The 20,148-nt window shown below is 60.8% G+C and carries 17 protein-coding genes; 10 read left to right on the top strand and 7 right to left on the bottom strand.

Translation table 11 applies throughout. From position 1 onward, the window contains the following. Positions 1 to 109 precede the first annotated feature (109 nt). Both ACYVM5_RS03645 and ACYVM5_RS03640 read right to left on the bottom strand, forming a co-directional pair. Entirely contained in the window at positions 110 to 2,035 is a 1,926-nt protein-coding gene (locus ACYVM5_RS03645; protein ID WP_460616819.1) for a sensor histidine kinase, read from the bottom strand. A gap of 164 nt (positions 2,036 to 2,199) precedes the next feature. Next, a complete protein-coding gene (locus ACYVM5_RS03640) occupies positions 2,200 to 4,266 on the bottom strand; it encodes an alpha/beta hydrolase family protein (protein WP_460616818.1) in 2,067 nt (688 codons plus the stop codon). A 115-nt stretch (positions 4,267 to 4,381) separates the two neighbouring features. Between ACYVM5_RS03640 and ACYVM5_RS03635 the strand changes: the two genes are divergently transcribed. Beyond that, the gene (locus ACYVM5_RS03635) at positions 4,382 to 5,194 is read left to right on the top strand and encodes a class I SAM-dependent methyltransferase (protein ID WP_460616817.1); all 813 of its coding nucleotides are present in this window, start codon (positions 4,382 to 4,384) and stop codon (positions 5,192 to 5,194) included. A 100-nt stretch (positions 5,195 to 5,294) separates the two neighbouring features. On the opposite strand, the gene ACYVM5_RS03630 is transcribed toward ACYVM5_RS03635, so the two are convergent. After that, entirely contained in the window at positions 5,295 to 5,483 is a 189-nt protein-coding gene (locus ACYVM5_RS03630) for a hypothetical protein (RefSeq protein WP_198067526.1), read from the bottom strand. 134 nt (positions 5,484 to 5,617) lie between these two features. Between ACYVM5_RS03630 and ACYVM5_RS03625 the strand changes: the two genes are divergently transcribed. The 4 genes from ACYVM5_RS03625 (at position 5,618) to ACYVM5_RS03610 (ending at position 8,650) form a co-directional block, all read left to right on the top strand. Beyond that, positions 5,618 to 5,872 (top strand): hypothetical protein, encoded by a 255-nt coding sequence (locus ACYVM5_RS03625; protein ID WP_198075081.1) that lies wholly within the window; start codon positions 5,618 to 5,620, stop codon positions 5,870 to 5,872. Positions 5,873 to 5,896: 24 nt separating this feature from the next. Beyond that, on the top strand, positions 5,897 to 6,625 hold the full coding sequence (locus ACYVM5_RS03620; RefSeq protein ID WP_460616816.1) for a hypothetical protein: 729 nt from the start codon (positions 5,897 to 5,899) through the stop codon (positions 6,623 to 6,625). A gap of 25 nt (positions 6,626 to 6,650) precedes the next feature. Further along, entirely contained in the window at positions 6,651 to 7,343 is a 693-nt protein-coding gene (locus ACYVM5_RS03615) for an SHOCT domain-containing protein (RefSeq protein WP_460616815.1), read from the top strand. A gap of 134 nt (positions 7,344 to 7,477) precedes the next feature. Beyond that, positions 7,478 to 8,650 (top strand): NHL repeat-containing protein, encoded by a 1,173-nt coding sequence (locus ACYVM5_RS03610; RefSeq protein WP_460616814.1) that lies wholly within the window; start codon positions 7,478 to 7,480, stop codon positions 8,648 to 8,650. Positions 8,651 to 8,739: 89 nt separating this feature from the next. Here ACYVM5_RS03610 and ACYVM5_RS03605 read toward each other — a convergent pair whose 3' ends face one another. Continuing rightward, positions 8,740 to 9,114 carry a hypothetical protein gene (locus ACYVM5_RS03605; protein WP_460616813.1) on the bottom strand — a complete coding sequence of 125 codons (375 nt, stop codon included), beginning with the start codon at positions 9,112 to 9,114 and terminating at the stop codon, positions 8,740 to 8,742. A gap of 251 nt (positions 9,115 to 9,365) precedes the next feature. Further along, the gene (locus ACYVM5_RS03600) at positions 9,366 to 9,626 is read right to left on the bottom strand and encodes a hypothetical protein (RefSeq protein ID WP_460616812.1); all 261 of its coding nucleotides are present in this window, start codon (positions 9,624 to 9,626) and stop codon (positions 9,366 to 9,368) included. A gap of 72 nt (positions 9,627 to 9,698) precedes the next feature. On the opposite strand from ACYVM5_RS03600, the gene ACYVM5_RS03595 reads away from it, so the two are divergent. The 3 genes from ACYVM5_RS03595 to ACYVM5_RS03585 all read left to right on the top strand — a co-directional run bounded on the left by ACYVM5_RS03595 (position 9,699) and on the right by ACYVM5_RS03585 (position 15,133). Continuing rightward, positions 9,699 to 12,623, top strand: a complete 2,925-nt coding sequence (locus ACYVM5_RS03595) for a 2-oxoglutarate dehydrogenase family protein (RefSeq protein WP_460616811.1) — start codon at positions 9,699 to 9,701, stop codon at positions 12,621 to 12,623. 99 nt (positions 12,624 to 12,722) lie between these two features. Next, a complete protein-coding gene (odhB, locus tag ACYVM5_RS03590; RefSeq protein ID WP_460616810.1) occupies positions 12,723 to 14,387 on the top strand; it encodes a 2-oxoglutarate dehydrogenase complex dihydrolipoyllysine-residue succinyltransferase in 1,665 nt (554 codons plus the stop codon). 206 nt (positions 14,388 to 14,593) lie between these two features. After that, positions 14,594 to 15,133 (top strand): DUF4126 family protein, encoded by a 540-nt coding sequence (locus ACYVM5_RS03585; RefSeq protein ID WP_460616809.1) that lies wholly within the window; start codon positions 14,594 to 14,596, stop codon positions 15,131 to 15,133. 4 nt (positions 15,134 to 15,137) lie between these two features. On the opposite strand, the gene ACYVM5_RS03580 is transcribed toward ACYVM5_RS03585, so the two are convergent. After that, complete coding sequence (locus ACYVM5_RS03580; protein WP_460616808.1) at positions 15,138 to 15,527, bottom strand: group III truncated hemoglobin; 390 nt, start codon at positions 15,525 to 15,527, stop codon at positions 15,138 to 15,140. Positions 15,528 to 15,725: 198 nt separating this feature from the next. Continuing rightward, complete coding sequence (locus ACYVM5_RS03575; RefSeq protein WP_460616807.1) at positions 15,726 to 16,652, bottom strand: DMT family transporter; 927 nt, start codon at positions 16,650 to 16,652, stop codon at positions 15,726 to 15,728. 115 nt (positions 16,653 to 16,767) lie between these two features. On the opposite strand from ACYVM5_RS03575, the gene ACYVM5_RS03570 reads away from it, so the two are divergent. Together ACYVM5_RS03570 and lpdA are read left to right on the top strand one after the other, a co-directional pair. Next, the gene (locus ACYVM5_RS03570) at positions 16,768 to 18,438 is read left to right on the top strand and encodes a M1 family metallopeptidase (protein WP_460616806.1); all 1,671 of its coding nucleotides are present in this window, start codon (positions 16,768 to 16,770) and stop codon (positions 18,436 to 18,438) included. Between the two features lie 142 nt (positions 18,439 to 18,580). Beyond that, positions 18,581 to 19,987, top strand: coding sequence for a dihydrolipoyl dehydrogenase family protein (gene lpdA, locus ACYVM5_RS03565; protein WP_460616805.1), 1,407 nt, complete (start codon positions 18,581 to 18,583; stop codon positions 19,985 to 19,987). Positions 19,988 to 20,148 lie beyond the last annotated feature (161 nt).

Here is a 20,148-nt window from a genome sequence, read left to right as displayed (position 1 = left end):
GTCGAAGCATCTCTACCGCGTAAGTATATCATTTACTGCTATGGTAGAGATGCCTCGACTGCGCGCAGCATGACGTTTTCCTTTAGCGTCGTTTAATCCCCATACACCCTCAGCACGGCAGCCGCACCCGCACCCGCGTGCCCACCTTCGGTACCTCAATCGTCACGCTGCCGCCCAGGTACGCCGCCCGCGTCCGCACGCCGCGCAGGCCGATGCCGGTGAGCGGTGTGTCCTCGCCCCGGCCGAAGCCGCGGCCGTCGTCGGACACGCACAGCTCCAGGGCGGTAGAGTGGCGACGCAGGTACACCCACACCTTGTGGGCCTGGGCGTGGCGCACAGCGTTGTTCACCAGCTCGGCCACAATGCGGAACGCAGCCGACTGCACGGCCGGCGGCAGCTCATCAAGCCCAGGGCCGAAATCGGTGTGGACCTGCGGCGTGCTGTGCAGGTTGAGCATGTCGCGCAGCGCGCTGATGGACGTAGTGAGGCGGTTGGTAACCGATTCGGCGGGGAGTAGCACGTGGCTGAGCTGCCGCACCTGGTTGTAGAGCTCGCGCAGAATATCTTCGGTGAGCTGGCCCACGGCCGCCGCCGCGGGGGCCGAGGCCAGCGCCTCGCGCACGGCCTCGCTTTGCCAGGCCATGTGCAGCGCGGCGATGTTGGGTCCGAGGGCGTCGTGCAGTTCACGGGCCAGCTGCTCGCGCTCCTCGTCCTGCGCTGCAATGAGGCGGGCGCTGTGGGCGTTGCGCTGCCGCAGGTGCTGCACGCGCAGCCGGGCATTGTGGCGCAGCGTGTGCCGCAAGCGGCCGGTGAGCAGCGCGCTCAGCACCAGCAGCTCCAGCATCAGGCCCCAGGCCAGCGGGTTGGGGTAGATGGGGTTGAAGCTAGTCAGGCCCAGATGATTCAGCCAGAAAATGCCGTAGCCGATGAAAAAGAACAGGTACGTGAGGGCGTAGTAGGCCGCCAGCCGCTGCCAGTGCCGGTGCAGCAGCAGCGTGATGAGCACCGTCCAGCCGTAGCCGAACACCAGCGCCATCAGCAGCTCACGCGCCCAGTTCAATGCTTCCACGGTGGGAAGGCTGTGGCGCACGGCCCACGGAAATAGCGCCGCATAGCCTGCCACAAACAGGACCGCCGTGCCCGCCAGCCAGTTGCCGGTCCGGTGCAGGCGTGGCCACCCGCCTCGCAGCCGCAAAAACAGCTGCATGATGCGGATGCCCGCCGCGCCCGCCAGCAGCATAAAGTTGTATTGCCCCACCGACCACAGCAGCCGGTACGGCCCGGCCGGCAGCAGCATGGCATCCAGCCCGTCTTCCATCATTAAAAACAGCGTCACGGCCAGCACGTAGGCCACGTACCACAGGTGAATTCGGTCGCGCAGAAACACAAACAGCACCAGATTAAACAAGGCGCTGCCCATATAAAAACCCAGCAGCCACACCCAGTGCCGCTCAAACGGAAAGCCCATTTCCCAGGCCAGAAAATGCTCGGTGGTTTCGATGTAGGTGGGCAGGTAGATGCCGCCGGTGTGGGCATCGACACGCAGATAGAGCACCGCCGCCTCGCCGGCCTCCAGCGCAAACGGAAAGCTGAGCGAGCGGGCCGGAAAGGTGCGGTCGGCGGCCGGTGCCCAGGAACTAGCCGCGCCCAGGCGGGTAAATTTTGCCTCGCCTGCCCGCCGGCAGTACAGCGCCGCGCTGTCGGTGAAGTTAAATATGCTCCACAGAAAGCGCAGGCGCTGAGGCTCGGTGTTGCGCACGGGCAGCCGCATCCACACGCGGCGGTGCATCAGGCCCAGGTTGAGCGGCTCGTGCCAGGGGCCGGGCCGGAAGCGGCCAGCCCGCCACGCGGCTTCGGCACGTTCGGGGTCGGCAGGCGCAGGGCCAAAGGGCTCGGTGTAATAGCGGTAGGCTTCCGATATGTGCACGCCCTTGGGGTCCTTCAGCAGCAGCGTGTCGCGCAATACGTGCGGCGGCGGCGTGGCCCCCACGGCCGGGCAAAATCCCGTTCCAAGTCCCAGCAGCAAAACCAGCAAAACGTAACACACCCGCATAGGCTCTGCAAGGCCAGGAAAAGTCGGCTTGGCAAATAAACATTAATTCACTAATAATTCATTTTTAATGCAAAATAAATCCGGCCGGACCAGCAGGCCGCAAAGCCCACCGGCCCGGCCGAATATTGGTTTGGTTGGTATATCAGTTACTTCGCAGCCGTGCCGTCGGGCTTGAGCGTGCGGCCCAGCCACTCAAAAAACACCCGCTGCCAGAGCACCGAGTTCTGCGGCTTCATCACCCAGTGTCCCTCGTTGGGCAGGTACAGGAATCGGCTCGGAATGCCGCGCAGCTGCGCCGTGCCGAAGGCCTCCATCGCCTGCCCCTCGGGCACCCGGAAATCCTTGCCACCGGTGATGACCAGAATGGGCGTGTCCCATTTTCCAACGAACTGCTGGGGGTTGAATTCCTGGTAGGATTTGGCCTGAGGCACGTCCCAGGGCGCGCCGCCCATGTCGTGCTTGGCGAAGAACATTTCCTCCGTGCTGGGGTACCAGCTGGTGAGGTTGAAGAGACCGTCGTGGGCGATGAAGGTCTTGAAGCGGCCCTCGTGGTGGCCGGCCAAGTAGTACACCGAGTAGCCGCCGTAGCTGGCGCCCACGCAGCCGCGCCGGTCCTTGTCCACGTAGGGTTCCTTGCTCACCGCGTCAATCGCCGAGAGGTAATCCTTAATCGGCTGGCCGCCCCAGTCGCCCGAAATCGCATCGTTCCACTCGCGGCCGAAGCCGGGCAGTCCGCGCCGGTTGGGCGCCACGATGATGTAGCCGTTGGCCGCCATCAGCTGGAAATTCCAGCGGTAGCTCTGGCTCTGCGTGATGGGCGACTGCGGCCCGCCCTGGCAGTAGAGCAGCGTGGGGTACTTCTTGGCCGGGTCGAAATCGGGCGGGTAAATCACGTACACCTGCATCTGCTTGTTGTCGGTGGTAGTCACGCGCCGGTCCTCCACCTTGCCCATTTTGATGCCGGCCAACTCCTGCTGATTGATGGTGGTGAGCGGCGTTTCCTTGCCCGTTTTCAAATCGAGCCGCACAATGTCGGCAAAGGCCGAAAGGGTGGTGCGGTTGGCCACGGCCTGGTCCTTGCCCACTAGCTCAAACGAGTTGTAATTGTGCGCGCCGGTGGTGAGCTGGCGGATTTTGCCGCCCTTACTGGGCAGCGAGAACAGCTGTTCGGTGCCTTCTATTACGGCCATGAAGTAGATGGTTTTGCCGTCGGCGCTCCAGCGCACGTTGGCCGCGCTTAGCTCCGAGCCTTTGGTGATATCGACGCGCTTTTTGCTGGCAAAATCATACACCACAATGCCGTTGCGGTCGCTCTCAAAACCCGGCGTGGCCATGCTCAGCCAGGCCACTTGCTTGCCATCGGGCGCGAAGGCGGGCTCGGTGTCATAGCCGCCCAGCCCCTCGCTCAGGTTCACGGTTTTCTGGTCGTGAATGTAGTAGAGGTAGATGTCGGAGTTGGTGCTTTCAGCCTCGGCGCGGCCGGTCAGCTTGCGGCTGGTGTAGGCGATTTTGTAGCCGTCGGGCGAGAAAGCCAGCTGCTCGGAGCCGCCATCGGGCAGCAGTGGCGAGTCGAATTTTTCGCCGGCCATCACATCCTTGCCGTAGCCTTCGGGCTTGCCGTCGGCATTAATCGGCTGAAAGAAAACGTGGCTGGCGAGGTGGTCGTCCCACACGTTCCAGTGGCGGTAGTTCAGGTCGTCGATGATTTTAGCGTCGGCCTTGGGTAGGTCCGGAAACATATCCAGCGTGGTCGGGCTCGATTTCACGTCCTGCGTATAGAGGATGAAATTGGCCTTCGGCGCGTATTTCAAATTGCTCAAGCCCTGGTCGGGGAAGTCGCTGAGCTTAGTTTTGCCGCTGCCGTCGGCGCTCATCACATAGAGTTGGTCGGTGCCGCTTTCGCCCGAAATAAAGGTCAGCTTACCATCGGGCCGCCAGTTCAGGGTATTTTCCGAGCCAGGCGTATCGGTGAGCTTCTTAGGCGTGCCGCCGGCCACGGGCACGGTCCAGATGTCGGCGTTGCCCTTGTTCTCGGCCAGGTTGTATTTGGTCACGGTGTAGGCCACCGTCTTGCCATCGGGCGATACCTGCATTTCGCCCAGCCGGCCCAACTGCCACAGCTTTTCGGGGGTGAGCACGGACGATGGGGGAGGGGTTTGGGCGGCCGCTGCGAGTGGGAGCAAAGCCAGGGCGCCAAGAAAGAGCTTGTTCATGCCCGAAAATTACGGACTACCGGCACATGGCGCACGAGCCGGCCCGCCAGATGAATATATGTTATCCGCTATTTAATAACTACGTTTATATTAATCCACTTGTCCTGAACGCGCTATGAAATCGATTTTCCTCCGTCGGCTCCTGCCCGCCAGCCTGTTACTAGCCGTGGCCCTGCTGCTGATTGCAGCTTCCGCGAAGGCCCAGCAACCCGCCAGCCCCGCCGCCCCGGTCAAACGCAGCCTGCCGCCCATCCCCGGCCTCGGCCCCGACCCGGTGCTGCCCGCCAACCCCACTGCCGCCCAGCGGGCCGCCTACAACCGCGAAATGGCCGAGCGCACCCGCGTCCGCTGGAACTACCTGCTCACCGATTCGCTGATGCGGGCCCGGGTGCTCAACGAGCAGCCCAACGCGCTGCTGGTCGAAACTGTGAAGGGGCTCAAGCCCGGCACCGCGCTCGATGCCGACATGGGCGAGGGCCGCAACGCCATTTACCTGGCCCAGCAGGGCTGGCAGGTAACGGGTGCCGACGTGGCCGAAAAAGCCCTCGATTATGCTCAAAAAAGAGCCGCCAAGCTGGGCGTCAAAATCACCACCGAAGTAGCCGACATGGCCAAATACGACTGGGGCACCAACAAATGGGACCTCATCGTGCTAAGCTACGCCGGCGGCCGCGACTACGCCGACCGCATTATGCGCGCCCTGAAACCCGGCGGCTTGGTCGTGCTCGAAGCCTTCCACATGGACGCCACCGAGAAGTTGCAGGTGGTGGGCGGCGACTACCGCGTATTTTTCAAGACCAACGAATTGCCAAAATTATACACCGCCGCCGGCCTCAAAATAGTGCGCTACGAGGAGCCAATCGGCACCGCCGACTTCACCAAACAGCAGTTGCGGCTGGTGAAAATGGTGGCCCAAAAACCGCTATAGCCAACCGCGAATTCAAAGAAAAACCTCCCACAATCGTTTGCAGGAGGTTTTTCTTTTGTGGGATGACAGCCACTTGGTATCGCCGAAACGAACCAAGAAGTCAAATATCGGCCTTTTTTCGGCCTGAGCCGCCGGGCTGTTTCCCGCCGCCGTCGTTTTTGTTCACTGTAGCCCAGGCGCGGGCCTCGGCTTCTTTCTCCGAAACGCCTTTCTTCTCGTAGCCTTCTTCGATGTGCTCGGCTTGGCGCTTCTGCTTGTCGGTGTACTTCGATTTATCTCCCTGAGGCATGGCAGTAGTGAAATAAAAATGGAAAGAACACGGCCCGCGGTGCCGGGCCACCGGGTTTTTTACGCACGAGGCAGGAGAGGAGTTAGGCCGAGCTTACTACCTTCGTGCCCGGTTCCGGCCATTTCCTTTTCTATATGCGCCACGTCGCCGACATCCCCCATCCCGCCGTCAAAATCACGCTCCTGGCCTGGAATGGCAAGTTCCTGCTGAAACTGGAGCAGGGCAACCTGGAGCAGACTTACAAAGTGGCCGAGCTCGACCTGCTCACCGGCTCCGACGCCGAGGTTCGGGAATTGCTCGATGATGAATTTCTGGCCGCCGCCATTGCCCGTTTCCAGGCCATGCGCGACGATTTGCAGGCCGCCTTCGACCGCCACGAGCTGCGCTAACCGCCGATTTTACTCCCCCGCGATATGTCTAAAATTTACTTCCTGCTGCTGATGCTGGCCGGTCTGCTTTCGGCCGCCCCGGCCGCGGCCCAGCTCTACGACGTGCGCCCCGGCGACGTGAACTATAACAAAAAGCCCCGCGCCGCCCTTAAAGTGCAGGTCGACGGCAAAGCCACTGACGTGCGCGAGTTTTTCCAGGACTGGATGAAGAGCAGCTACAACGTGAAGTTCAAGACCGGCGGCGTGCTGGGCATGGGCAAAAGCGACGTGCTGGTGGCCCGCCAAACGCCCGCCAGCACCATTTCGGGCAAGCTCGTCGACCTCTACGCCACCATCATCGCGCCGTCGGATTCGGTGGCCGAAGTGGCCATTTTTGGGGGCTTCGATGACAATACCTTCTTCGACCCCAGCAGCACCAAGGCCGAGTACGACGCCCTGCGCGCCGTGGCCCAGAACTTCGCTGGTGCCGCCCGCCTCAAGGCCTATCGCGACATGATTGCCGAAGCCGAGAAGAAACTCAAAGCCACCGAAAAGGAAAAAGACCGCCTCGAAAAGGAGCAAACCGCCCTGAAAACCAACACCGCCGCCAACCTCGCCCGCATTGAGGAGCTGAAGAAAAAGAATGCCGAAAACCTGCTGCAATCGCGCACCGATTCGGCCTCGCAACTCAAAAACAACAAGCTGCTCGACGAAAGCCGCCTGCGCCTGCAGCGCCGCCGCGACCGCCTCTCGGCCCTCGACCGCAAAAACTAGCCCCGCCTTCGGCCGTATTCTGGTCATGGACAACCCCAATTCGCCCCTCGACACCCTCCGCCAGCTCAAGGAAATGCTGGATGCCGGGGCCATCACGCCCACCGAGTTCGAAGCCCTGAAGCAGCGGCTCGTGTTCACCGCGCCCGTTGCGCCCACGGCTCCTTCCACTCCAGTCGCGCCAGAATCTGCCCTCCCCGAGCCAGTAGTGCCGCCCACACCAGCTGGGTTCGACCGCCCGCCTGTGGCCACTGAACCGGTTTTGCCGCTTGCCGAAGAATTGCCCGCCCCTGAGCCCGAACCTGTGTACTTCACGGCCGGCCCTGAGCCAATGCCCGAGCCTGAACCCGCCTGGCGAACCCGCAACGAGTTTCCGCCCATGGCCGAAGAGCCGGCCCGCAACCCGCTGGCCCTGGTTTTTGCCATCGGCGGCGTGCTGGCGTTTCTGGCCGTGGTACTGTACCTGAACCTCAACCGGCCTCCATCAGAACACATTTCCAGCACCAGTCAGACCGCCGCCGATTCGTTGGCATTGGCTGCGCCCGTCGAGACGGGTCCGCAGGCCGAGCCACTGCCCGCCACCGTCGCCACTCCCGAAACCGTGCGCGTCGCCCCTGCGCATCCCGCGCCGGTCATTCAGCCCCGGGCCACGCCCACCCGTTCCGATTCGGCTGCAACCGCGCCGCCAACTACCGTTGTGGATTCGGCTGCGCACCAATAAGCCAGCTGTTTTTAAGGCTGGGCTTACTCCCATTTGCTTCAACGTGCGTGCCAACCGGCCGTATGAGAAACCCCAGCCCACCTCGGCTGGGGTTTCTTTTTGAGCTTATCTGTCCGCCTAAACACCACTTAGTTATGTCGCTTTCCCGACTTCTCTTCCTCAATGCTGCTGCCGGCCTGTTGCTGGCCGGCTGCTCGTCGCCCACCAGCAAAACCGAAACGGCCACCACCGGTACCGGCACCGATTCGACCAGTGCCCGCACCGATACGGCCGCTACCGATTCGCCCTTGCAAGTGGTGGCCGAATTCACCGACCCGCAGATGGTGGGCGTAGCCGTGGCTCCCGGCGGCGAAATGTTCGCCTGCTTTCCGCGCTGGGACTACAACCCCGTGTATCCCATCGCCAAAGTCGGCCCCAACAACACCCTCACGCCGTACCCCAACGCCAGCTGGTGCATGTGGAACGACTCCGTAAAATCGGAGCCGCTCAAGCACTGGATTTGCCCCCAAACTGTATTTGCTGACAAATCCGGCATGGTCTGGATACTCGACCCCGCCGCGCCCGGCCTGAAATTCACCGTGCCCGGCGGCCCCAAGCTGGTGAAAACCGACCCCAAATCCGGCCAGGTCCTGCTCACCATTCCCTTCCCGGCCGACGTAGCCCCGCGCAAGTCCTACCTCAACGACGTCCGCATCGACCTCCAAAACAACTACGCCTACCTCACCGAATCGGGTACCGGCGCACTCGTCGTTACTGATTTGAAAACGCTGAAATCGCGCCGCTTACTGGCTAACCACCCATCCACCAAAGCTGTGAAAGGCTTGGTAGTGAAAGCCGAAGGCCATCCCATGATTGACGCGCAGGGCAAGCCTGCCCAATTCAATGCCGACGGCATTGCCCTGAGTACTGACAACGCCTACCTCTACTATTGCCCGCTCACCGGCCACACCCTCTACCGCATCAAAACCGCCGCTCTGCGCGATGCCAAGATGAGCGAAGCCCAACTGGCCCAGGCTGTTGAAACTGTGGGCGAAATCCCCGCCTCCGACGGACTCGAAATCGACGCCGCCAACAACGTCTACCTCACGTCCTTCGAGCAAAGCGCCCTGCTGCGCCGCACGCACGCCGGCAAAATCGAAACCGTGGCCAAAGATTCGCGCCTACAATGGCCCGATACCTACAGCTTTGCCGCCGATGGCAACCTGTACGTGGCCAATTCCGCCATCCACAAAACGGCTACCTGGAACAAGGGCGTGGGCCAACCCCGCCAGCCCTTCCGCATCTTCAAAATGGCTTTGCCGAAATAGCGGTTGCCTCACAATATTTAAAAAACAAAAAAGCCGCTCCTGACTGAGGAGCGGCTTTTTGTGCCTTCATAGAATAGCAATAATCGTTTTTACAGCATTGCAATGGGCTGAATCTTCACGCCCTTCTGAAAAATATCGTATTTCTCGCTGGGGTGGGTCAGTACGTCCATGCAGTGATGGTGACGGCGGTTCATGGTATCATGAATGGTGTACACGCCGTCTAGTTTGGGCGAGATGCCGCGCACGCGCACCTTATCGCCAAAGTTGAAAGGGCCGCCCCAGGGCTTCAGCAAATCGCGCGACAGAGCCATCCAGCGCTTTTTGCTCCCGTAATGCGGTTTAATGCGAGAATTATCGGCGGTGATAAACGGCTCGCTGTCCGTTTGGCTGGCTACGGCCTGGTAGGCGGTGGCCGTCACCGTGTAGGTGAGGGCGCGGGTGGCCAGTTTTTTTGCACTTGCCACGTGCCGCAGCATGGTTCGGTGCGGTATTAGAAACTCCTTGAGTCCCTTTGCTTCGACGGCGGGTGCACTGTGAAAAAGCGGCGTAGTCAGGGCCGCAGCAGCAATAAGTAGGTCGGCTAATAATTTAACATTGTTCATCCAAATAGTATTCGTCCACCCGCCAAAATGCCCGGCGGTATAGGCCCTGCCCGGGCTTGTGAAACGGGCAGGAGGGTATTAACGATTTGATTAGCAGATAAGTTCTGATAAATCTAAATGTCCAATTCAGAAATAGCCTGACGGCGCGTGAGGACGTTATATAGAAAAAACTTTATATAAAGCATGGCCCCTCTGCTACTTTCCGCACTCGGATTTTGTGGTTGGAAATTGTGAGAAGCCGGGCCATCACTGTCCAGCTTACGTAGAAATAAAGCCGGGCATCCTGCCGTTTTTTCGATAAATTGACCATCCAAGTCAACGTACGGGGCAAAAAGTGGCGGTGTATTGCTGCTGGTTATCAGAAAGATTTGCATAACCGAATGCAGGTTTTTGCCTGTGTTATAAGCACCTTACTTTTACGCAGCCTTACCTAAGCTGAATTCCCAATGGACTCTTATTCCTATATCGCCAACGCCGACGCGGCGGCCATCGAAACCCTGTATCAGGCGTACCAGCAGAACCCGGAATCGGTGGATTTTGGCTGGCGCAAGTTTTTTGAAGGGTTTGACTTCTCGCAGCAGTTCCCCGAAGGCGCGCCCGTAGTGCCCGGTGCGGCCACCAACGGCGCGCCCGCCGCTACCAACGGAGCGGCTAAAGCTGCTGCCCCCGCCGCGCCCCAGCCCGATGACTATGGTGTACTCAACACCTCTGCCTCGACCAACAACGCGCCCGGCACGCTGGCCAGCGGCGAAGTGGCCGCCGACAAGGAAACGGCCGTGCGCAACCTCATCCACGCCTACCGTAGCCGCGGCCACTTGCGCGCCAAAACCAACCCCGTGCGCGAGCGCAAAGACCGCAAGCCCCGCCTCGACCTTGGCGATTTTGGCCTGGGCGAAGCCGATTTGGATACCGTGTTCCGCAACGGCGAAGTGCTGGGCCTCGGCGGCCAGGCCAAGCTGCGCGACATCGTGGCCGCGCTGGAGAAGATTTACACCGGAGCCATCGGCTTCGAATACATGTACATCCGCGACCCGCAGGTACTGGACTGGTTCCGTGAGAAAGTAGAGCGCGACTCGTTGGCTTTCAACCCCGGTGTGGAGTACAAGAAGCGCATTCTAAAGAAGCTGAACGAGGCCGTGGTTTTCGAGAACTTCTTGCATACCAAGTTTTTGGGCCAGAAGCGCTTCTCGCTCGAAGGCGGCGAAACGACCATTCCCGCGCTGGATGCCATCATTGGCAAGGGTGCGGAGTTGGGCGTGAAAGAGGTGATGATTGGCATGGCCCACCGCGGCCGGCTCAACGTGCTGGCCAACATCATGGGCAAGACGTACGAGCAGATTTTCTCGGAGTTTGAAGGCACGGCCGTGCCCGACCTGACCATGGGCGACGGCGACGTGAAGTACCACATGGGCTACTCGTCGGAAGTAGAAGCCAGCGGCGGCCAGAAAGTCAACCTGAAACTCGCCCCCAACCCCTCGCACCTGGAGGCGGTGAACCCTGTGGTGGAAGGCTTCGTGCGGGCCAAAATTGAGCACCAGTACGGCGGCGACTACCACCAGATTCTGCCCATCCTCATTCACGGCGACGCGGCGCTGGCCGGCCAGGGCATTGGCTACGAAGTGACGCAGATGTCGCAGCTCGAAGGCTATAAGACGGGCGGCACCATCCACTTTGTGATTAACAACCAGGTTGGTTTTACCACCGACTTTGAGGATGCCCGCTCGTCGATTTACTCGACGGATTTGGCCAAAATCATTGATGCGCCGGTGGTGCACGTGAACGGCGACAACCCCGAAGCGGTGGTATTCGCCGTGCAGCTGGCTACAGAGTACCGCCAGCAGTTCCACGCCGATATCTTCATTGACATGGTGTGCTACCGCCGCCACGGCCACAACGAATCGGACGAGCCCAAGTTCACGCAGCCCACGCTCTACAACCTCATTTCGAAGCACCAGAACCCGCGCGAGGTGTACAATGCCATGCTGGTGCAGCGCGGCGACGTGGACGCCGAGCTGGCCAATCAGATGGACCGCGAGTTCCGCGACATGCTGCAAGCGCGCCTGGATATGGTGAAGCAGAAACCGCTTCCTTATAAGTATCAGGCCCTCGAAAACGAGTGGCGCAGCCTGCGCCGCAGCACCCCGGAGGATTTTGAGCAGTCGCCCGAAACCGGCATCTCGGCCGAAGTGGTGGAGAAAGTGGCCAAGGCCCTGACCACGATTCCGGACGGTTTTAAGCCCATTAAGCAGATTGATAACCTGCTGAAGGAGCGCCGCAAGATGTTCTACGAAACCCGTTCGTTGAACTGGGCCGCCGGCGAACTGCTGGCCTATGGCTCGCTGCTGAGCGAGAAGCACATTGTGCGCGTGAGCGGCCAGGACGTGCAGCGCGGCACGTTCTCGCACCGCCACGCGGTGCTGCATGATGCCGAAACGTCGGCCCCGTACAACTCGCTCAACTTCATGGAAGGCGAAAACGAGAAGCTGAGCATCTACAACTCGCTGCTGAGCGAGTACGCGGTGCTGGGCTTTGAATTCGGCTACGGCATGGCCAACCCCACGGCGCTGGTGATTTGGGAAGCCCAGTTCGGCGATTTCGCCAACGGCGCCCAGACCATGATTGACCAGTTTGTGGTGAGCTCCGAGAGCAAGTGGCAGCGCATGAACGGCCTTGTGATGCAACTGCCCCACGGCTACGAAGGCCAGGGCCCGGAGCACTCCAACGCCCGCCCCGAGCGGTTCCTGCAGCTTGCGGCCGAGAACAACATCGTGGTAGCCAACATCACCACGCCGGCCAACTTCTTCCACGCCCTGCGCCGCCAGCTCACCTGGAGCTTCCGCAAGCCGCTGGTGGTGATGTCGCCGAAGTCGATGCTGCGCCACCCGCTGTGCGTGTCGCCGGTGGAGGAGTTCACCAGCGGCCACTTCCGTGAGGTGCTGGGCGATGATTTCGCCGAAGCCAAAAAGGTGAAGCGCGTGCTGCTGTGCTCGGGCAAAGTGTATTATGACCTGTTGGAAGAGCAGCGCAATTCCGACCGCAAGGATGTGGCCATCGTGCGAATGGAACAGCTGCATCCCTTCCCCAAAAAGCAGCTCGACGCTGAGCTGGCCAAGTACCCCAAAGCCAAGCTGTACTGGGTGCAGGAAGAGCCCGAAAACATGGGCTACTGGAACTTCATGCTGCGCTACATGCGCCGCGAGCTGGAAGACGTGATTTCGCGCAAGCCTTCGGCCTCGCCGGCCACCGGCTACAATAAAATCCACGTCAAGGAGCAAAAGGACCTCGTGGCCCGCGCCTTCGACAAGCCCAAGGAGGCCGTGGCCGATGCCAACATCAAAGCCACGGTAGAAGTAGCCAAGAAGGAAGAATAGCCCCTTCAGACGGTGAAGTTTCGGCTTGCCGTCCGCGCACGTTGCTTGCAGTAAATCAAACATCAGAAGAAACTACACTTTCCCACGCCACCCTAGTTTATGGCCCTCGAAATCAAAATTCCCGCCGTTGGCGAATCCATCACCGAAGTCACCATTGCCAAGTGGCTCAAGAAAGACGGCGAGGCCGTGAAGCGCGACGAGGTCATTGCCGAGCTGGAATCGGACAAGGCCACGTTTGAGCTGCCCGCCGAAGCCGACGGCGTTCTGAAAATCCGCGTAGCCGAAGGCGAAACCATCGGCATCGGCACCGTGATTGCTGATTTGGACGGTGCCGCTACTGGTGCTGCTTCGGCCCCGGCCGCTGCGCCCGCTCCGGCCAGCGTCCCCGCTGCCGACCCCATCAACAAAGGCGAGGAAAACCCCGCTGCCAGTGACCAGGCCGGCTACGGTGGCACCCCGGCCGGTGGCGCGGCCCCGGCAGCTCCGGCTGCCGCTCCCGCTGCTGGCGGAGGTTCGGTAGAAATGAAAATCCCCACCGTGGGCGAATCCATCACGGAAGTGACGGTGGCCAAATGGCTGAAAGAAGACGGTGCTCAGGTAAACCGCGACGAGGTGATTGCCGAGCTGGAATCGGACAAAGCCACGTTTGAGCTGCCCGCCGAAGCGGCCGGCACCCTGCGCCATGCCGTGAAAGAAGGCGAAACCATCAGCATCGGCGCCGTGATTGCGCGCATCGAAGGCGGTAGCGGTGCTTCGGCGGCTCCGGCCCCGGCGGCTGCTCCGGCAGCTTCTGCTGCTGCTCCCGTGGCGGCGCTGGCTTCGGCTCCCGCTGCTGGTGGCGCGGCCACTTACGCTACCGGCGTGCCCTCGCCGGCCGCCGGCAAGATTCTCGATGAGAAAGGCATTTCCGCTAACAGCGTTGCCGGCACCGGCCGCGATGGCCGCATTACGAAGGAGGATGCCCAGAATGCGCAGGCCAAGCCCGCGGCTCCGGTAGCTGCTCCGGCCGCATCGGCTCCTACAACTGCGGCGGCTCCGGCCGCTGCGCCCGCTACGGGTGGCAGCCGCGAAGTGCGCCGCGAGCGCATGAGCAACCTGCGCAAAACGGTGGCCCGCCGCCTGGTGACGGTGAAGAATGAGACTGCTATGCTCACCACTTTCAACGAGGTGAACATGCAGCCCATCATGGACCTGCGCAACAAGTTCAAAGACAAGTTCAAGGAGAAAAATGGCGTGGGCCTGGGCTTCATGTCCTTTTTCACCAAAGCCGTGTGCGTGGCCCTGAAGGAATGGCCCGCCGTGAATGCCCAGATTGACAACGGCGAAATCGTGTACTCCGACTTTGCCGACATCAGCATCGCCGTATCGGCCCCCAAAGGCCTGGTGGTGCCCGTTATTCGCAACGCCGAGCAGCTGAGCTTCGACGGCATTGAGAAAGAAGTGGTGCGCCTGGCGGGCCTGGCCCGTGACAACAAGCTCACCATCGAGCAGATGAGCGGTGGCACGTTCACCATCACCAACGGCGGGGTATTTGGCTCCATGCTTAGCACGCCGATTATCAACGCCCCGCAGTCGGCTATTCTGGGCATGCACAACATCATCCAGCGCCCCGTGGCCGAAAACGGCCAGGTAGTAATTCGCCCGATGATGTACCTCGCCCTGAGCTACGACCATCGCATCATCGACGGCCGCGAGTCAGTGTCGTTCCTGGTGCGGGTGAAAGAATTGCTCGAAGACCCGACTCGTCTCTTGTTGGGAGTGTAATTACGTATTTAGGGCTTTTTAAATGCCAATTCCCAATACGGGAATTGGCATTTTTGTTTTGTGGCCTTTGAAACTAAACCCCACCTGCTAATTTTCTCAAAAAGGCTCGTCCGGTATTGGACGGACCTTTTTTGTGGGCGGTGGTAGCCTTCGGCTGGGCTATTCCGTTAAGCTGAATTCGTGCGCTTCCGTTATTCTCTTGCCCGATGAAAAAAAAGCCCCAAGCCCCCACTCCCAAGCACCGTTCAGCTAAATTCTGGCCCGTGATGGGCTTCGCTGCCCTGGCCGGGATGCGCAGCATGAGCGCGCCGGCCTTTCTGAGCCACTATCTATCGCGGCAGCCGCACGCCGGCCTGGCTGGGTCGTCGTTGCGGTTTTTGCAAAAGCCCGTTATGGCACAAATTCTGAAAGCCCTGGCCGCCGGCGAGATGGTGGTGGACAAGCTGCCCACCACGCCCAACCGCACGGCCCCGGCAGGCTTGCTGGGCCGGCTGCTTTCGGGCGCGCTGGTGGGGGCGGCGTGGTACAAGTCGCGCCACGGCAGCGCCCTGAGCGGCGGCGTGTTGGGTGGGCTGGCGGCGGTGGCCGCTACGTTTGTAAGCTTTGCGCTGCGCACGGGCATCAGCCAGCAGACGGGGACGCCCATCGCGCTGGTGGGCGTGGGCGAGGATGCGCTGGTGGTAGGCAGCGGCGCGGTCCTGCTGCACGGCGTGCGGCCCGCGCACGGCGAGTGGCGGCCGCTGTAAAGACTTAGCCGCCGAGCAGCGACAGCGGGTTCGGCGTCATGCGGTGCTCGAACATGGCCCCGATATTCTGGGCTTTGGTCTTGGCTTCGTCGGCTTTAGAGCCGCTGAAAAGGGAATCGACGGTGGCGGTGAACAGCGTCAGCCAGCGCTGGAAGTGGGCCGATTGAATGGGCAGCGGGAAATGCCGGGCCATGGGCCGCCCCTTGTAGCGGCTGGTGCCCAGCAGCACACTGCTCCAGAAATCGTACATCTTGGGCAGGTGGGCGACCCAATCCACCTGCGCCACGTCGTGGAAAATGGGCCGCAGCAGGTCGTCAGCATCGACGCGGGCGTAGAAGGCATCAACCAGTTGGATGATGTCGGCTTCGGTGTGCAGGTCGGGAAGAGTAGCCATAATTTATAGTGGTTAGCGGTTAACGGTTAGTGGTTAACGGTTAGTGGTTAACGGTTAGTGGTTAACGGTTAGTGGTTAACGGTTAGTGGTTAACGGTTAGTGGTTAACGGTTAGTGGTTAACGGTTAGTGGTTAACGGTTAGTGGTTAACGGTTAGTTGGTAATTAACCACTAATCACTAACCGTTAACCACTATAAATTATGCTTTTCGTCGCCCGCCCAGCAGCACCAGCGCCACGGCCAGCACGATGAGCGCCGCGCCGCCCAGCATTTCGGGGTTCAGGCTTTCGCCGGCGAAGGCCCAGCCCAGCAGCACGGCCACCACCGGATTCACGAAAGCATACGTGCCCGCCAGAGCCGGCTCCACGGCCCGCAGCAGCCATATGTAGGCCGTGAAGGCCACAATAGAGCCAAATGTAACCAGGTAAGCATAGGCCACCCACGACTTGGTGGTTACCTGCGCCAGCGTAAACCCGTCGGCCTCACCCCGCACGAAGCCCACTACCAGCATGGCCACGCCGCCGCACAGCATCTGCATGCCGCCCGAGGCGAAGGGCGACGGCGCAGGCTGATGGTTTTTGGCATAGAGCGAGCCGATGGACCACACCAGCGAGGCCACCAGCACGATGACCATGCCCAGGCCCTGGTGGCCCGGCACCTTCACGGGCGTGGCCGTGGGGTGCGCCGCCAGCAGGTACATGCCCGCCATGCCTGCGCCCAGCCCCAGCGCCACCCACTTGGTGGGCCGGGCCGAAATGCCGCTCAGCCACCCAAGCACCGCCAGAAACATGGGCACCGTGGCCACCAGCAGCGCCGTGATGCCGCTGGGCAGATACATCACCCCCAGCGTGGTGCCGCCGTTGCCAAACCCCAGCAAGCACACCCCGATAAACACCGCATAGCCCCAGCCGCGCAGGGTGGGGGCGGGCTCGCCCCGCCAGCGCATGAAGCCGTAGAGCAAGCCGCCTGCCAGCGCGTAGCGCGTGCCGGCCATGAGCAGCGGCGGCATGCTGGCCACGGCAAACTTCATTACCAGATAGGTGGAACCCCAGATGAGGTAAACGAGGGCAAAGGCCGTGAATAATGCGGCCCTTGATGGTGCAGCGGTAGAAGAGGCGTCGGGCATAAAATCAGTACAGACTGCCGCAAAATTACGCCTGACTTTAGCGCGCAGGCTGGTGCAGCTAAAGTTCGCCCCGGGGAAGTGCCGGCCTTGTGCCTTGCTGTCGTTGCTTTGCATGATGAACAAAGCGAAATTTTTCCTCCCGCTGCTGGCTTCGCTGGCGCTCCTGAATCCTGCAGCCGCCCAGTTGCTCCAGCCCAAGCCCCAGGCCTTCACCCGTGCCGACTCGCTGCGTGGCAGCCTCACCACGCCGCTGCGCACCTGCTACGATATCAACTACTACCACCTCGATGTGAAGCTGGACCCGGCCAAGCGCTTCATCAGTGGCTCGAACCTCTTCCGCTTCACGGCCATGCGCGATTTCACGCGGCTGCAATTCGACCTTTTTGCCAACCTGCAAGTGGACAAGGTGCTGTATAAAGGCAAGGACGTGCCGTTCACCCGCGAGGCCAACGCGGTGTTCGTCACCTTCCCAAAAACCATTTCGCAGGGCAACAAGGATGAGTTTACGGTGCAGTATTCCGGCAACCCTACGGTGGCTAAAAAAGCGCCCTGGGACGGCGGCCTAGTCTTTACTACGGATGCCGCCGGCAAGCCCTGGGTGGCTTCGGCCTGCCAGGGCGTGGGAGCCAGCATCTGGTGGCCCACCAAGGACCAGCAGGCTGATGAAGTGGATAGTATGCTTATCAGCATCAGCGTGCCGCAGGGTTTGAAAGATGTGTCCAACGGCCGCCTGCGCCGCACCACCAAGCTCAAGGACGGCTATACCCGCTTCGACTGGGCCGTGCGCAACCCCATCAACAACTACGATGTGGCCCTAAATGTGGGCGACTACCAACACTTCTCCGACTCCTACCAGGGCGAGAAAGGCCCGCTTACACTTGACTACTGGGTGTTGCCCGAAAACCTCGCCAAAGCCAAAACCCAGTTCGCCGCCAACGTGAAGCCCATGCTCAAGAGTATGGAATCGTGGTTTGGCCCGTACCCGTGGTACCAGGACGGTTACAAGCTGGTGGATGCCCCGCACCTCGGCATGGAGCACCAGAGCGCCGTGGCCTATGGCAACAAATACCAGAACGGCTACCTCGGCAAAGACCGCAGCAATACCGGCTGGGGCCTGAAGTGGGACTTCATCATCATCCACGAAAGCGGCCACGAGTGGTTCGGCAACAACATCACCAGCCAGGACATTGCCGATATGTGGGTGCACGAGAGCTTCACCACCTACTCCGAAGCCCTGTTTGTGGAAACCCAGTTTGGCAAGCCGGCCGGCCAAGAATACATCCACGGTCAGCGCCGCAACATCTCGAACGACGGGCCCATCATCGGAGCCTACGGCGTGAATAAAGAAGGCTCCGGCGACATGTACGACAAGGGCAGCATGATGCTGAACACCATCCGCACCGTGCTAAATGACGACGCCAAGTGGCGCCAACTCCTGCGCGGGCTCTCCGCCAAGTACTACCACCAGACCGTGACCGGCCAGCAGGTTATCGACTATTTCAATCAGGAAAGCGGCCGCGACTTTACCAAGATATTCGCCCAGTACCAGCAGCACCGCAACATTCCCACACTGGAAATCCGCTTTGAAGATGGCAAAACCCTAGCCCGCTGGGTGGCCGATGTGGACAAGTTCGACATGCCGGTGCGCGTGCGGCTGAAAGGCGGCGAGTACCAGTTTATTAAGCCCACCACCCGGTTTACGGAGATGAAGGAACTGGCCGGCGCGACCAAAGAAACGCTGGAGGTGGACACGTTCAACTATTACATCGGCGTGCTGGTTGATTAGTAGCGTGGATTCTGCGAGTCCATCTGGGCGAGACGGCACTGGCGATGCGCAGACTCACAGCGTCCATGCTACAAAAAACCACTTCACCCGCATCCGCTGTGCCGTACCTTCGCCCGAGCGTACAATCATCGAATACTTCCTCATGAATCAATACGACGTCACCGTCATCGGCTCCGGCCCGGGCGGCTATGTAGCGGCCATCCGCTGCGCCCAGCTTGGCCTCAAAACGGCCATCATCGAGAAATACCCCACCCTGGGCGGCACCTGCCTCAACGTGGGCTGCATCCCCAGCAAGGCCCTGCTCGACTCCTCCGAGCACTACCACAACGCCCATTCGGTATTTGCCGAGCACGGCATCGGCCTCGACAACCTGACCGTGGACATGAACCGCATGATTGACCGCAAGGCCGGCGTGGTGAAGGCCAACGTGGATGGCATTTCCTACCTGATGAAGAAGAACAAAATCGACGTCATCACCGGCGTGGGTTCGTTCGTTGATAAAAACCACATCAGCATCGCACCCACCGCGGGCGGCGAAGCCCAGCAGATTGAAACCAAAAACGTCATCATCGCCACCGGCTCCAAGCCCACGGTGCTGCCGTTCATTGCCCAGGACAAGGAGCGCATCATCACCAGCACCGAGGCCCTGAACATCCGCGAAGTACCCAAGCACATGATTGTGATTGGCGGCGGCGTGATTGGCCTCGAAATGGCCTCCGTCTACGCCCGCCTCGGCGCGAAAGTGTCGGTAGTCGAGTTCATGGATTCGCTCATCCCGACCATGGACCGTGGCCTGGGCAAGGAGCTGAAGCGCGTGCTGGGCAAAATCGGCATCGAGTTTTTCCTGAGCCACAAAGTGACCGGCGCCACCCGCGAGGGCGACAGCGTGACCGTGACCGCCCTCAACCCAAAAGGGGAGGAGGTAAAATTTGAAGGCGACTACTGCCTGGTGGCCGTGGGCCGCGTTCCCTACACCGCCGGCCTCAACCTCGAAGCTGCGGGCGTGGAAATGGAAGAGCGCGGCAGCATCAAGGTCGATGCCCACCTGCAAACCAACGTGCCCGGCATCTACGCCATCGGCGACGTGATTCGGGGCGCCATGCTGGCCCACAAGGCCGAGGAAGAAGGCGTGTTCGTGGCCGAAACCATCGTGGGCCAGAAGCCGCACATCAACTACCTGCTCATCCCCGGCGTGGTGTACACCTGGCCCGAAGTGGCCGGCGTGGGCTACACCGAGGAGCAGCTCAAGGAGCAGGGCAAGGCCTACAAAATCGGCAGCTTCCCCTTCAAAGCCAGCGGCCGTGCCCGCGCCAGCGGCGACACCGACGGCTTCGTGAAGGTGCTGGCCGACAAAACCACCGACGAAATCCTGGGCGTGCACATGATTGGCCCGCGCATCGCCGACCTTATCGCCGAAGCCGTGACCGCCATGGAGTTCCGCGCCTCCGCCGAGGACGTGGCCCGCATGAGCCACTCGCACCCCACCTACGCCGAGGCCATGAAAGAAGCGTGTTTGGCGGCCACGGAGAACCGCGCCATTCATATGTAATACCCCGCCCTGCGGCAGAAACAGAAAGAGGCTGAAGCTACATGAGCTTCAGCCTCTTTTTTATGCATTCTTTATATAATGCCTCAAGCTGGTTTTTTAGGGTAAGGGCTTCCAGGTAAGCTTCTTATTTCCCTTGGCTTAGGAGGCTGAGGTACGGTAGT

It is taken from the genome of Hymenobacter ruber, from assembly GCF_054783255.1.
Note: the sequence above shows the minus strand (reverse complement) of the source record. Positions and strands in the feature narration are given on the sequence as shown.

Bases quoted from the DNA above. Each gene is read 5' to 3' on its own strand.
- ACYVM5_RS03620 (WP_460616816.1), top strand. From the start codon at position 5,897: ATGTCTAAAATTTACTTCCTGCTGCTGATGCTGGCCGGTCTGCTTTCG.
- ACYVM5_RS03635 (WP_460616817.1), top strand. From the start codon at position 4,382: ATGAAATCGATTTTCCTCCGTCGGCTCCTGCCCGCCAGCCTGTTACTA.
- odhB (WP_460616810.1), top strand. From the start codon at position 12,723: ATGGCCCTCGAAATCAAAATTCCCGCCGTTGGCGAATCCATCACCGAA.
- ACYVM5_RS03610 (WP_460616814.1), top strand. From the start codon at position 7,478: ATGTCGCTTTCCCGACTTCTCTTCCTCAATGCTGCTGCCGGCCTGTTG.
- ACYVM5_RS03595 (WP_460616811.1), top strand. From the start codon at position 9,699: ATGGACTCTTATTCCTATATCGCCAACGCCGACGCGGCGGCCATCGAA.
- lpdA (WP_460616805.1), top strand. From the start codon at position 18,581: ATGAATCAATACGACGTCACCGTCATCGGCTCCGGCCCGGGCGGCTAT.
- ACYVM5_RS03570 (WP_460616806.1), top strand. From the start codon at position 16,768: ATGAACAAAGCGAAATTTTTCCTCCCGCTGCTGGCTTCGCTGGCGCTC.
- ACYVM5_RS03630 (WP_198067526.1), bottom strand. From the start codon at position 5,483: ATGCCTCAGGGAGATAAATCGAAGTACACCGACAAGCAGAAGCGCCAA.
- ACYVM5_RS03575 (WP_460616807.1), bottom strand. From the start codon at position 16,652: ATGCCCGACGCCTCTTCTACCGCTGCACCATCAAGGGCCGCATTATTC.
- ACYVM5_RS03585 (WP_460616809.1), top strand. From the start codon at position 14,594: ATGAAAAAAAAGCCCCAAGCCCCCACTCCCAAGCACCGTTCAGCTAAA.
- ACYVM5_RS03600 (WP_460616812.1), bottom strand. From the start codon at position 9,626: ATGCAAATCTTTCTGATAACCAGCAGCAATACACCGCCACTTTTTGCC.
- ACYVM5_RS03625 (WP_198075081.1), top strand. From the start codon at position 5,618: ATGCGCCACGTCGCCGACATCCCCCATCCCGCCGTCAAAATCACGCTC.
- ACYVM5_RS03640 (WP_460616818.1), bottom strand. From the start codon at position 4,266: ATGAACAAGCTCTTTCTTGGCGCCCTGGCTTTGCTCCCACTCGCAGCG.
- ACYVM5_RS03580 (WP_460616808.1), bottom strand. From the start codon at position 15,527: ATGGCTACTCTTCCCGACCTGCACACCGAAGCCGACATCATCCAACTG.
- ACYVM5_RS03615 (WP_460616815.1), top strand. From the start codon at position 6,651: ATGGACAACCCCAATTCGCCCCTCGACACCCTCCGCCAGCTCAAGGAA.